We start from the raw sequence: 13,129 nt of genomic DNA on the forward strand, positions 1-13,129 counted from the left end.
GTGAACAGCTTCAACAAGCCGTCCGGGCCGGTCAGTTCCAGCCCCCGCGCTCGGGCGTCGGCCACCATCGCCGCTGCGGCGGCCTGCTCGGGCGAGAACCGCCGACCCGAACCCGTCTCGTTCTCAGCAGAGCCCATAGGGTCTGATGTCATCACTCACAGTGCCCATCCCGCCGGACGCTGAGGTCCGGCGTGTCGGGCCGGAACCACCGTTCGTTGCACAGGCCCGGGGTGTCGCCGCAGCTCACGACCACCGCGACGAGGTCCGCGGCGCGGCGCACGCCGAGCTCGTCCGGATCGCGCTGATCCTCGCCCCGAACGCGGGCGGGCGGCTCGGGCTCGTCCTGGAGGCGGGCCCGGACCGGCACGTGCTGCGGACCGTCGCCGACCCGCACGGCGGGCGGCTGGCCCTGTCGGTGGTCGTGCGCGGCCCGGACCGAGCCGTGCGGCGGGTGCGCAAGCTGCTGGAGGAGGTCTCCGACGCGGCGCTGACCGCGGGCCCGTCGACGGCGGTCCGTCCCGGATCCGCGGGCTGGGCGGCCACGCCGACCACCTCCGAGCCCGCGGCGGACCACCCGGCACCGGTCCCGCCGCCCACGCCTGCGGTCCGGCCGGACGCCGCCCCGGCGTCGGGTCCGCCGTGGTTCAGCCCGCCAGGCCCATCCGGGTTCGGCCCGCCGGGTCCACCCGGGTTCAGCCCGCCGGGTCCACCGCCGCGGTCGGGCCCGATGCCGCCGTCGGCGCTGCCTGCGGGGCCGCCGCCCCGATCGGGACCGCCGTCGCCGCGCCCACCGTTGCCGCCGGCACCGACACCAGCAGCTGCCGGGGACCCTGCGGCCGCGTCGCCAGCAGAGCGGTGAGCAGGCGGACGACCCGGATCGTGCGCCACGCCGTGACCGCGGCGAGCACGTCGGCCCAGGCGTGCAGGACGACCCCGTCGGCCAGCGCCTGCGTGCCGGTGCGGAACCGCCAGACCAGGACGACCGCGCCGAGCACCACGCACGCCGCCCACAGCGCCCACCAGACCAGCAGCTCCCGCGACGGCGACGGCCGCCGTTCCGGTGGCAGGTCCAGTGCGGCGTGCTCGGTCTCGGCCAGCAGCGAACCGGGCGCGACCAGGTTCCAGCCGGGCACCACCCAGCCCGCGACGACCCACCGGCGGCTCCGCCAGGCGCGCGTCCCCGCACGGTCCGCGGCCGCCCGGTAGGTCCACAGGCTCCACGAGATCATCAGCACCCCGGCGGCGATCGTCGCCACCACCGAGGACCAGCCGCCGAACCACACCAGCGCGTCGGAGACGCCGACGGCCGCCGGGGACAACGCGTCGGACCGGCTGAACAGCAGCAGCACGTACCGCCACACCTCGGCGACGGCGGCGATCCCCGACACGACGACGACCACCCACAGCACGGGCACGAGCTGCGCGGCCAGCGCGCGGGCCCGGTCGACCGGCCGGAGCGGGCCCTCACCGGGTACCGGCGCGATCCGCCAGGGCCCCACCGGGAGGCCCCAGCGCGGGACGGTGCGATAGCGGGGCGGACCGGTGTAGCGGTCCCGACGGGCGGCGGGCTCGGCGGCCGGCCCCCCGGGCGTCGTCGCCACCCAGTCCAGGGCCGCCAGGTAGCGACCGCACCACGGGCAAAACGCGCCCCCACCGGGGGGAGCCGTCCGGCCGCAGCGTGGGCACGGCGGGCCCGGCCGTCGGGGCGCCGGCGCGGACACGGGTCAGGCGATCCGGGGGGCGCTGCCGTCGTCGGTCACGATCGTGCGGCCCTGAGCGGCCCAGTCCTGCATGCCGCCCTCGACGTTCACCGCCGGGAAGCCCTGCTGGGTCAGGTAGGCGACGACCCGGGCCGACCGGCCGCCGGAGCGGCAGACGACGTAGAGCGGGTCGTCGGTGGGGACCTCGCCCATCCGGGCGGCCAGCTCGGACATCGGCAGGTGACGGGCGTGCGGGGCGTGCCCGGGGGTCCACTCGTCGAGCTCGCGGACGTCCAGCATCGGGGCGTCGGCGGGGAGAGCGGACACGCTCACGGCGGGAACCGGGTCGGACATGGCGCCATCCTGCCACGTCACCCCGTCAACCCGCCGTGAGCGGCGTGGCTCAGCGGCCGTCGTCGCGGTAGAGCGACCCGTGCGGGATCGTCACCTCGTTCGGGTCCAGCGGCGGCTGGACGGCCCGGTACCCGCCGGTGGCCTGCGCGGGCCGGTACCCGCCGGTGCCCTGCGGTCCCGGCGGGCGGCCCGTCCCGTACCGGTCCGGACGTCCGTCGGCGCCGACCACGGGTTGGACACCGGTCAGACCGGTGTTGCCGAACAGCTCGCCGGCCTGGCGGCTGGTCTGCGGCCGTTGCCCCGGGTTCGGCCGGGGCTGCGGACGCGGCTGCGAGCGGTGCCGACCGGAGCCCTCGGTCTCGCGCCGCGGGATGCCGATGAGGTCCTCGGCGGGGACCGCGGTCGGCTTCGGCGCCTCCTTGGGCGCGGTGGTCGCGCGGACCGCACCGGCACCGGTGAGCGAGCGGACCTCCATCTCGGCGAAGCGAGCGGCGTTGAAGCGCTCGCGGCCGCCGAGGAAGGTGCCGATGATGCCCAGGGCGAACGACACCGGGATCGACACCAGGCCGGGGTTGGACAGCGGGAAGAACGCGAAGTCCACGTTCGGCACCATCGAGGTCGGGGACCCGGACACCGCCGGGGAGATCACGATGAGGCCGACGCAGACGATGACGCCGCCGTAGATGCTGCACAGCGCGCCGGTCGTGTTGAACCGCTTCCAGAACAGCGAGAACAGGATCGTCGGCAGGTTCGCCGACGCGGCGACGGCGAACGCCAGCGCCACCAGGAACGCGACGTTCTGTCCGTTGGCGATGATCCCGCCGCCGATGGCGACCAGGCCGATGACCAGCGCGGTCGTGCGGGCGACCTTCACCTCGGCGTCCGGCGTGGCGGTGCCACGGCGGAGCACGTTGGCGTAGACGTCGTGGGCGAACGATGCCGATGCGGTGATCGTCAGACCGGCGACGACGGCGAGGATCGTCGCGAACGCCACCGCGGAGATCAGGCCGAGCATGATCTCGCCGCCGAGCGCGTAGGCCAGCAGCGGCGCGGCGTCGTTCTGGTTCGCGCGGGTGATCGTCCCCGGCGGCAGCAGCGCCGTCGCGCCGTAGCCGAGCACCAGTGTGAACAGGTAGAAGATGCCGATCAGCCAGATCGCCCAGACCACCGAGCGACGGGCCTCCTTGGCCGAGGGCACGGTGTAGAAGCGCATCAGGATGTGCGGCAGGCCCGCCGTGCCGAGCACCAGCGCGAGACCGAGCGAGATGAAGTCGATCTTGTTCGTGTACTGCAGGCCCGGGTTGAGGATGGCCTCGCCGCGCTCGGAGTTCCGGGTGGCATGTTCCAGCACCGCGGACAGGTTGAACCCGTAGCGGCCGAGCACCCAGGTGGTCAGCACCGCGGCGCCGGTGAGCAGCAGACCGGCCTTGATGATCTGCACCCAGGTGGTGCCCTTCATCCCGCCGAACAGCACGTAGACGACCATCAGACCGCCGACGACGACGATCACCAGCGCCTGCGAGAGCTTGTCGGTCTTCGGGATCTGCAGCAGCAGCGAGATCAGGCCGCCGGCCCCGGCCATCTGCGCGATCAGGTAGAAGAGCGAGACGACCAGCGTCGACGTCGCGGCGGCCGCGCGGACCGGGCGCTGGCGCATCCGGAACGCCAGGACGTCGCCCATCGTGAAGCGGCCGGTGTTGCGCAGCAGCTCGGCGACGAGCAGGAGCGCCATCAGCCAGCCGACGAGGAAGCCGACGGAGTAGAGGAAGCCGTCGTAGCCGTAGAGGGCGATGGCCCCGGCGATGCCGAGGAACGAGGCCGCGGACAGGAAGTCACCGGCGATCGCGGTGCCGTTCTGCGGGCCGGTGAAGGCGTGCCCACCGGTGTAGTAGTCGGCGCGGGTGGCGTTGGTGCGGCTCACCCGCAGCACGATCATCAGGGTCACGATCACGAACAGCAGGAAGAACCCGAGGTTCGCGGTGACCGAGCCGACCGACTCGGCCTGGGCCAGTACGGACGTGGTCATGCGCGCACCTCCGCCTGCTCGACCCGGGCGCGCAGTTCGGCGCTCGGGCCGTCGATCTCGCGCTCGGCGAACCGGACGTACAGGGTCGTGATCAGGAAGGTGGAGACGAACTGGCCGAGGCCGACGAGCAGCCCGACCGTGATCGTGCCGACGACCCGGATGGACATGAACTCGGGGGCGTAGCTGGCGAGACCGACGTATGCGAGGTACCAGGCGAGGAAGATCGCGGTCATCGGGAACACGTAGCGCCGGAGGCGGCTGCGGTACGCCCGGAACTCGGGACTCGCCTGGACCTGCTGGTAGATCGTGCCGGCCGAGCGCTCTGCGGGGCTGCTCATGGCGCCGGTTCCTTTCGGGTCGTGCTGCGGGGAGCCGGGCCGCGTCGTGGCCGGGGGACCGCGGCGCGTCCCCGGGGGACACACTTCACCCGGAACAACGACCGGGTATCGCGTCGGGGAACGTCGTTGCGTGCCGATACCGACGAGAACCCCGGTCCGGACGAACCCACCGGTCCCAACGGTGACGCTGTGTAGACCCGTTCGGCGGAGACCCGTCAGGCCCTGTCGTCCAATCGGTCCCGCATGAGACCCAGCCGTTCGGGTGCGTGCAGGCGCAGGAGCACCTGGCCCGCGTCGACCGGGCGGCGCGCCCGGGTGAACCGGGACACCAGCGCCATCGTCGCGAACGCCAGCGGCACACTGACGATCGCCGGCCGGTACAGCAGGACCCCGATCCAGTCGGCCGGCGGACCGAGCCCGGAGACGTCGACCCCGGCGAGTGCCGCGACGACCGCACCGGCCGACACCACCCCGCCGACGACGACCCCGGCGATCGCGCCGACATCGGTCAGCCCGCGCCACCAGATGCCCAGGACGAGCAGCGGACAGAACGTGGACGCGGCGACGGCGAACACCAGCGCGACGGCCTCGGCGAAGTTCAGGCCGGTCGGCACGAGTGCGACGATCGTCGGCGGCACCCCGGCGAGCACCGTCGCCAGCGGGAAGCGCCGGGTCATCCGGCCGTGCCGGGGCAGCACGTCGGTGGACACGACGCTGGCCAGGCTGACCAGCAGGCCCGACGCCGTCGACAGGAACGCGGCCCACGCCCCCGCCGCGACGAGGCCGCCCACCAGCGCGCCGAGCAGCCCGCTGCCCAGGATCGCGGTCGGGAGCAGCAGGACCGCCGCGTCGGTGCGGCCGGTGACCAGCAGCTGCGGGGTGTAGACCCGCGACAGCACGCCGAGCAGGGTCACCAGGACGTAGAAGCCGCCCAGCATCGCCAGGACGAGCACGGCGCTGCGACGGGCCGCCCGGCCGTCGGAGTTGGTGTAGAAGCGGCCGAGCACGTGCGGCAGGCCCATGGTCCCGAGGAACGTGGCGAGGATCAGCGAGTAGGTCGCGAGCAGCTGGTGCTGATCGGAGCCGGCGAACGGGCGCAGCCAGCTCTCGTCGTCGGTCGGGGCACCGCGGGTGACCGGCACCGGGGCGCCCGCGGCGAACCGCAGCTCGGTCCCGGCGGTGACCTCGTGGGCGGATCCGGCGACCCAGCGCAGCGGGCCGTCGACCGGCTGCCCGTCGACGGTGCCGCGGGCGACGACGTCGACGACCAGCCGCGCCTCGAGCGTCACCGGGGTGGCGACCGAGACGGTCGTGGGCTCGCGGAACTCCGGCGGCTCGTCGCGGGCGAAGGTGTGGCCGTCGCCGAGCCAGACGGCCAGGCCGATCACAGCCGGCACGGCGAGCGCGGTCAGCTTGAACCAGTACTGGAACGCCTGCACGAACGTCACCGAGCGCATCCCGCCGAGCGCGACGGTGGCGACCACGATCACCCCGGCCGCGCCGGCACCGATCCAGTCGGGCAGACCGGTGACGATGCCGACGGTCAGCCCGGCGCCCTGCAGCTGCGGCAGCAGGTAGAGCCAGCAGATGACGATGACGACGGCCGCGCAGACCTTGCGCAGCATCGGCGAGGCGAGCCGGGCGTCGGCGAAGTCGGGGACGGTGTAGGCGCCCGAGCGGCGCAGCGGCGCGGCGACGAACAGGAGCAGGAACAGGTAACCGGCGGTGTAGCCGACGGCGTACCAGAGCGCGTCGACACCCTGGACGAGGATCAGCCCCGCGATGCCGAGGAACGACGCCGCGGACAGGTACTCGCCGGAGATCGCGCCGGCGTTGAGCCGCGACGGCACCGACCGGGACGCGACGAGGAAGTCCGAGGTCAGCCTGGTCCGGTGGGCGACGGAGCCGATCACCGAGGACGCGACCGCCACCAGGACGATCGCGACCAGCGACAGGATCGCGGTCAGGCTCATCGATCGGCCACGTCGTCGGCGAAGTCCTGTTCGGCCGCCTCCGCGGAGCTCACGTACCACCAGCCCAGGCCCAGCAGGAACGGGTAGACGAGCACGCCGAGCAGCAGCCACGGCAGCCGGATGCCCAGCACCTCGATCTGGCCGAGGACCGGGACCGCGATGAACAGGGCGGGCAGCACGCCCAGCCCGATCAGCGCGACGACGCTGACCCGCAGCGCGAGCAGCAGCTGGGTGCGGACCAGGGAGTTGCGCAGCAGGGTGCCGACGGCGCCCGGGTCCTGCACGTCGGACAGCCCGCGCGAGGACTGCGCGGTCGAGCGGCGCTCGGAGAGCACGATGCGGACGCGTCCGGCGCCGAGCTCGTCGTCGCCGGGCTCCTCGGCAGCCGCGGGCGGGTCGGTGGGCTCGGCGGAGAACGGGCGTGGGCGGGCGCCGGTGTAGGGCGCCGCGGCGACCGGGGCGAACGGCTGGGGACCGGGCTCGACCGACGGCTCGGGAGCCGGGGCGACGTCGACCTCGGGGGCGCGCCAGATGACCTCGGTGCGTTCGAGGGGGCCGCCGCGCAGCTCGTCGAGCTCGTCGTCGAGCTCGTCCTCGTCGGGGAGGTCGTCGTCGTCCAGCTCGTCGTCGGTGCGGTAGTCGGTGCCGTGGTCGCCGTGGTCGCCGTGGTCGGCGCGGTCGGCCGCGGGGCCGAACCGGTCGGCGGGATCCGGGCGGGACGCCGTCGGGGCGACGGGATCGCGTCGTCCCGCCGCGGACCAGCGGGTGGGGACCGGGCGGGTCTCGGTGGATCCCTCGGGACCCGACCGGTCGGCCGGTGCGGCGACGGTCGTGTCCCCGATCGCGTCCTCGGTCCCGTCTGCGCGCTCGTCCGCGCTGCCGGGGCGGGCCAGGAGCCCGTTGCCGGCCGTGCCGCGCGGGTCCGCCGTGTCCGTGTCCCGGTCCGTGTCGGCGACGGTCGCGCCGTCCGTGGCCCCGGTCGTGTCGGTCGCGTCCGCCGTGTCGGGGGCGCTCGCGGTGTCGGCAGCGTTCGCGGTGTCGGAGGTCCCCGCCAGGAGCGCGCTGCGGTCGGGGGACCAGGTGCTCGACCACGACGTCGCGCCCGGGACGCGCTGAGGAAGGCCGGAGCCGCCGCCGGTCGGGGGCCACTGCTTCCCGCTGTCGGCGACGTCCGGGGCCGGGGTCTGCTCACCGCTGTCGGCGACGTCCGGGGCCGGGGCCGGGGTCGCGGCGGGGGCCGGCGGCCAGCCGGGGCCGGGGCGCACACCCTCCGGGGCGTACGGGTCCGGCACGAGGTTCGCGCGCGGCCGAGCCGGGCGGGCGCGGGTGGGGTGGACCGGCCGGCCGTGGGGCTCGCGCGCGTCGGGGTCACGGTCGTCGGGCTCGCGGTCGTCGGGCTCGCGGTCGTCGGGCTCGCGGTCGTCCGGGGCGTAGCCGCCGTGCGGCGTCACACCGTGCGGGGTCACACCGTGCGGGGTCGCGCCGTGCGGGCTCGGGGCGGGCGGCGGCGTGGTGGGTACGGCAGGCGGCGGCGCGGTCCCGGCGCCGGTCGCGACGCCACGAGCGGCGGCGCCGCGGGGCGGGTCGTCGTGGTCGGGATGGGGCGCCGGAGCGTCGTCGGGGTCGCCCTGCCCACGGTCCCGGTGCGGCGTCGCGGACGGGTCGACACGGGCGTGCCGGCCGGTCCCTCGGGCCCGGTCCGCGACACGACGGGCGATCTCGGCCTGGAGCCAGCCGGCGCCGCTGTCGTCGGCGGGTTCGTCCGCCGCGCGACGGGCACGGCGAGCGGCGCGGCCCCCGGTCGCGGCGGTCGCCTCCCGGTCGCGGGAGGTCCGGTCGCCCGATCCCGGGTTGCCAGGACCCGGGTTGCCGGGCCCCGGGGTGACCGGGCCCCGGTGACCGGGGACGCGGTCCTCGGGAGCGGTGTCACGGGGCGCGCCGCCGCCGGGCGTCGAGGCCCTGGGCGTCGAGGCGGCCGGCATCGGGGCTCCGGACGTCGGGCCGCCGGAGGTCGGACCGCCGGTGGACCCTGGCGCGGCCGGAGCGGGACCGGCGGCGCGCGGAACGGCGCCCTCGGATCCGGGAGTGGCGTTCGGTTCCGGGCGGGGGGCCGGGCGCGCCCCGGGGCCGCCACCGGGCCCGTACCCGTCGGCCGGCCGCGGGTGCGGACCGGACGCGTAGGAGCCGCGTGGCTGGGCCGGGATGGCGTTCCCGGCCGGCTCCGGTGCGAGAGCGACCCGGCGGTTGCGGTGTTCGAGCGCCGGGTTCCAGGCGTCGAGGCCGGCGACGGCGCCGTCCGGGTACGGGCGCGACCGAACGGGATCCGGGCGGCCCTCGGACGCGGGGGCAGACGCGGGGGCGGGGGCGCCCTGGTCCGCGCGGGAGCCGGCGACCGTCGCGTCGGGTCCGGTGCCGGGCCGGTCGGACCCGTCGAGATCGTCCGCGGCCCGGTCGGACTGCGGACGCACCGACGGCGAGACGCCGCCGGTGGACCTGTTCACCTCTGGCTCCACGCCTGCTTGGTCGCGCGGACGAGGCGGTCCTTCAGTTCACGGGTGTGCCGACGGCTGACCGGCAGCTCCGCGGTCTCCGGGCCGGAGCCGATGCGCACGACGTAGCCGGACCCGGCCAGCCGCAGCTCGGTGACCAGCGGCAGCGCCACCAGGAACGAGCGGTGGATGCGCACGAAGCCGGCGTCGCGCCAGCGGTCCTCGAGCACCGACAGCGGGATCCGGACGAGGTGGCTGCCCTCGGTGGTGTGCAGCCGGGCGTAGTCGCCCTGGGCCTCGACGTAGCGCACGGCGGACCGCGGTACCAGCTTCGTGGTGCCGGCCAGCTCGACGGGGATGACCTCGTCGTCGCCACCGCTCTCCTCGCAGACGGTCTCGACCGGCCCGCTGCGACGGGTCGACAGGATCCGGTCGAGTGCGGCGGAGAGGCGCTCGGTGCGCAGCGGCTTGAGCAGGTAGTCGATGGCACCCACGTCGTAGGCGTCGACCGCGCGGTCGTCGTGCGCGGTGACGAAGACGATCGCCGGCTGCACGGCCATGTTCTGCAGCACCCGGGCCAGCTCCAGGCCGTCGAGGCCGGGCATGCGGATGTCGAGGAACACCGCGTCGATGTCGGTCTGCTCGGCGACGTCCGCACCGCCCCCCGCACCGGGACCCGCGGCCGCCCCGGCCCGGCGGCCGTTCAGGATGCGCAGTGCCTCGGTGGACTCGCCGGCCTTGAGGACCGTCGCGACGCGCGGGTCCTCGTCGAGCAGGAAGGCCATCTCCTCGAGCGCGGGCTGCTCGTCGTCCACCGCGAGAACGACCAGTCCGCGAGTGGTGTCGTTGCTGTCCACGATCTCCTCATCCTGCTTCCTCAGCCTGCGCCGGGAAGCCCATCCGCTCGATGATCGCCCGGCGCCGCGACCATGGTGACGTGCCGACGCGCGTGATGCCAGGGCACGAACCGGATCGGTGACCGTCCGGACACGGGGTGCAGCTCGGCCGTGGTACACACGGTCACCGGTGTCACAGCCCGTAACGGGCCCACGCCGCCCGTGTCTCGAGGGCGGAGAGCAGCTCGTGCCCGGCCCCCGCGACACCGCCGGGGAGGCCGGCCCGGGCCGCGGATCCGCCCGCACCGAGGCGGGCGAGCAACGGCCTGCGCTGCTCCACCGGGCGCTGCTCGGCGTCGGGGAAGCGTTCGGCCAGGACGTCGTGGGCGCTGCCGATGCCGTCCACCAGGCCCAGCGCGCGGGCCCGCTCGCCCAGCCACACCTCGCCGTCGAACAGCTCGGTGTCGGTCGCGAGCCGGTCCCCGCGCCGCTCGCGCACCCATCCGGTGAACCGCTCGTGCAGCTGCTCCTGCAGACCGGTGAGCCAGGCGACGTCCTCGGGCCGCTCGGGCAGGAACGGGTCCAGCCGCGACTTCGACCCGCCCGCGGTGTGCAGCCGCCGGGTCACTCCCCACCGCTCGATCAGGCCGTCGAGCCCGAACCCGGCGCTGATCACGCCGATCGAGCCGACGACCGAGGTGGAGCAGGCGTAGATCTCGTCGGCGGCGCAGGCCAGCCAGTAGCCGCCGGACGCGGCGACGTCCTCGCAGAACGCCAGCACCGGCACGTCCTTCTCCGCCGCCAGTGCGCGGATGCGGTTCCCGATCAGCTCGGACTGGGTGGGCGAGCCGCCCGGGGAGTTGATCACCAGCGCGACGGCGGCGAGCCGCTCGGGCGCGAAGGCCCGCTCCAGCACCTTCTCCAGCGAGGAGATACTGAGCACCTGGCGCGGCACCGGCGCGGCCTGGGCACTGATGACGCCCTGCAGCCGCACGACCGACACCACCGGGGGGCCGACAGACTCCCCCAGCCTGCCGGGCAGACGCGAGGTCACCGCCGCGGGAATACGCAGGACGTCCATGCCGTCCCACCGTACGCGCGCGCACAGGGTGACGTGGTGTGACCGGATCGGCACATCCCGCTCTCGCCTGGTTCACCCGTACAGCCCAGCAGGGCGCCGGAGGGCCCCCACGGTCGCCCCCGGGTCAGGCCCGGATGCCCGCCCGGAACTTCGGCACCCGCAGCGTGATCTTCATTCCGGCGCCGATGTTGGTGTCGACGACGAGGCCGAAGTTGTCGCCGAAGGCCGAGCGCATGCGGTCGTCGACGTTGCCGAGGCCGACGTGCGCGCCGGAGAGATGTGCGTCGTCGAGGTCCTCGTTGAGCCGGGCCGGGTCCATGCCGACGCCGTCGTCCTCGACGACGATCACGCACTCAGAGCCGGCGTTCTCCGCGCGGATGGTGACGGTGCCGCCGTTGGGCTTGCCGGACAGCCCGTGCCGGACCGCGTTCTCCACCAGGGGCTGCAGCGCGAGGAAGGGCAGGACGACGTTCTGCACCTCCTGGTCGATCTGGAGCTTGATGTTGAGCCGGTTGCCGAAGCGGGCCTTCTCCAGCCGTACGTAGCGCTCGATGTTGTTCAGCTCGTCGAGCAGCGTCGTGTACTCGCCCGCAGAGCGGAACGAGTAGCGGGTGAAGTCGGCGAACTCGATGAGCAGCTCACGGGCCCGGGCCGGGTCGGTCCGGATGAACGAGGCGATCGTGGTCAGCGCGTTGTAGACGAAGTGCGGCGAGATCTGGGCGCGCAGGGCGCGGACCTCGGCCCGGTTGAGCCGGGCGCGGGAGTCGTCGAGCTCGGCGAGCTCCAGCTGGCTGGAGACGTAGCGCGCGACCTCACCGGTGGCCCGCAGCATCGGGGGGCCTGCCGTCGAGGGGGTGAGCGCGGCCAGCGTGCCGATGATGTTCCCGTCGCTCTCCAGTGGGACGACGACGATCCCGCGCACCTCGCAGCCCGGCTGGTTGCACTTGATGGCGGTGTGGCTCATCAGCTCCATGCGGCCGGTCCGGACGACCGTGTCCGCGAGCGTCTGCACGTCCTGCTGGTGCTGGTCGGCGCTGCCGTCCCAGCCCAGGACCGTGCCACGCGAGTCGGTCATCGCCATCGCCGTGGTCTCCAGCAGCTGGCGCAGGTAGGGCAGGGCCTGCGACGCCGAGCGCGACGACAGCCCCTCGCGCAGCACCGGTGCGGCCAGCGCGACCGTGTGCAGCGCGGAGAACGTGGCCTTGGCCAGCGGCGACACCATCGTGTTGCGCCGGTTGCGCTGCCACAGGAAGAAGAACACCGCGACGACGGCGACGACGACCGCCACCACGAGCAGCAGCGCCATGGAGGGGGTGAGCGTGGTGGATCCGTCCACGACTGCGAGTACCCCCGTTCCCGCGCCCGCCACTAGCGCACCAACCGGGACAGGCGGCGGTCGGCGAGCGGTTTCCCCCCGGTCTGGCAGGTCGGACAGTACTGGAATGATCTCTCCGCGAACGACACCTCGCGCACGGTGTCGCCGCAGACCGGGCAGGGCAGCCCGGTGCGGGCGTGCACCCGCAGCCCGGAGCGCTTCTCTCCCTTGAGCTCGGCGGCGCCCTGGCCGACCGAGCGGGACACCGCGTCGGACAGCACGGCGTGCAACGACTCGAACAGGGTGTCCCGGGCAGCGGCGTCGAGCCGGGACGCGGTGGCGTAGGGCGACAGGCGCGCGGTGTGCAGGATCTCGTCGGAGTAGGCGTTGCCGATGCCGGCGAGCGTCGACTGATCGGTCAGCAGGGTCTTGAGCCTGCGGTTGTCGCCGTCGAGCAGCTCGTCGAGGCCCGGCCGGCTCAGCTCCAGTGCGTCCGGGCCCAGCTTCGCGATGCCCGGGACCTGCGCCGGATCGTCCACCAGGTACACGGCGAGCCGCTTCTGGGTGCCCTGCTCGGTGAGGTCGAAGCCCGGCCCGCCGACCTGGTCGAGGTGCACCCGCAGCTGCAACGGGCCGCGGCCCGGCCTGGGCGGGGTGACGCCCGCGGTGGTGTGCCAGCGCAGCCAGCCGGCCCGGGACAGGTGCGTGACCAGGTGCAACGGGCCCGCGTCGGGCCGGTCGGCGAAGTCGAGCGACAGGAACTTCCCGAACCGCGACGCCCCGGTCACCACCCGTCCCACCAGCGCCGACACCGGCGGGTCGAACGTCTTCAGCGCGCTCATCGAGGCCAGGTCCACCCTGGCCACCGGGCGGTACACGGCGTGCTCACGCAGGTGGTGGGCCAGGGCCTCCACCTCGGGCAGTTCGGGCACCGCGGCTCCTAGGGCGTGTCCTGCGAATCGTTTGAGGCCCGGTCGCTGATCATGTTCCGGTGGTGGGACGTGGCGAGTTGACCGA

At 74.5% G+C, this 13,129-nt stretch carries 10 protein-coding genes and 1 pseudogene; all 11 read right to left on the reverse strand.

What is annotated here, in order from left to right:
• Positions 1–151 precede the first annotated feature (151 nt).
• The 11 genes and pseudogenes from FVA95_RS25280 to FVA95_RS25330 all read right to left on the reverse strand — a co-directional run bounded on the left by FVA95_RS25280 (position 152) and on the right by FVA95_RS25330 (position 13,044).
• A complete protein-coding gene (locus tag FVA95_RS25280; protein WP_149666370.1) occupies positions 152–394 on the reverse strand; it encodes a hypothetical protein in 243 nt (80 codons plus the stop codon).
• 298 nt (positions 395–692) lie between these two features.
• Positions 693–1,601, reverse strand: a complete 909-nt coding sequence (locus FVA95_RS25285) for a DUF4328 domain-containing protein (RefSeq protein WP_161992439.1) — start codon at positions 1,599–1,601, stop codon at positions 693–695.
• Positions 1,602–1,724: 123 nt separating this feature from the next.
• A complete protein-coding gene (locus tag FVA95_RS25290; protein WP_149666372.1) occupies positions 1,725–2,054 on the reverse strand; it encodes a rhodanese-like domain-containing protein in 330 nt (109 codons plus the stop codon).
• 433 nt (positions 2,055–2,487) lie between these two features.
• A pseudogene (locus tag FVA95_RS25295) lies at positions 2,488–4,080 on the reverse strand (cation acetate symporter); the annotation flags it as partial.
• Entirely contained in the window at positions 4,077–4,418 is a 342-nt protein-coding gene (locus FVA95_RS25300; RefSeq protein ID WP_020627290.1) for a DUF485 domain-containing protein, read from the reverse strand. The pseudogene FVA95_RS25295 and the gene FVA95_RS25300, both read right to left, overlap by 4 nt.
• A 215-nt stretch (positions 4,419–4,633) precedes the next feature.
• Positions 4,634–6,391 carry a cation acetate symporter gene (locus FVA95_RS25305; protein WP_149666374.1) on the reverse strand — a complete coding sequence of 586 codons (1,758 nt, stop codon included), beginning with the start codon at positions 6,389–6,391 and terminating at the stop codon, positions 4,634–4,636.
• On the reverse strand, positions 6,388–8,892 hold the full coding sequence (locus tag FVA95_RS32235; RefSeq protein ID WP_205015987.1) for a hypothetical protein: 2,505 nt from the start codon (positions 8,890–8,892) through the stop codon (positions 6,388–6,390). Before FVA95_RS32235 ends, FVA95_RS25305 begins: the two co-directional genes overlap by 4 nt.
• Positions 8,889–9,737, reverse strand: a complete 849-nt coding sequence (locus tag FVA95_RS25315) for a LytTR family DNA-binding domain-containing protein (RefSeq protein WP_149666375.1) — start codon at positions 9,735–9,737, stop codon at positions 8,889–8,891. The genes FVA95_RS32235 and FVA95_RS25315 overlap by 4 nt, the downstream gene beginning before the upstream one ends.
• A gap of 172 nt (positions 9,738–9,909) precedes the next feature.
• Positions 9,910–10,797: a S49 family peptidase gene (locus tag FVA95_RS25320; RefSeq protein ID WP_149666376.1), complete on the reverse strand. Its 888-nt coding sequence runs from the start codon at positions 10,795–10,797 to the stop codon at positions 9,910–9,912.
• A gap of 124 nt (positions 10,798–10,921) precedes the next feature.
• The gene (locus tag FVA95_RS25325) at positions 10,922–12,133 is read right to left on the reverse strand and encodes a sensor histidine kinase (RefSeq protein WP_240051724.1); all 1,212 of its coding nucleotides are present in this window, start codon (positions 12,131–12,133) and stop codon (positions 10,922–10,924) included.
• 32 nt (positions 12,134–12,165) lie between these two features.
• The gene (locus FVA95_RS25330; protein ID WP_149666377.1) at positions 12,166–13,044 is read right to left on the reverse strand and encodes a DNA-formamidopyrimidine glycosylase family protein; all 879 of its coding nucleotides are present in this window, start codon (positions 13,042–13,044) and stop codon (positions 12,166–12,168) included.
• Positions 13,045–13,129 lie beyond the last annotated feature (85 nt).

Source organism: Pseudonocardia sp. EV170527-09 (assembly GCF_008369905.1).
GTDB lineage: Bacteria > Actinomycetota > Actinomycetes > Mycobacteriales > Pseudonocardiaceae > Pseudonocardia.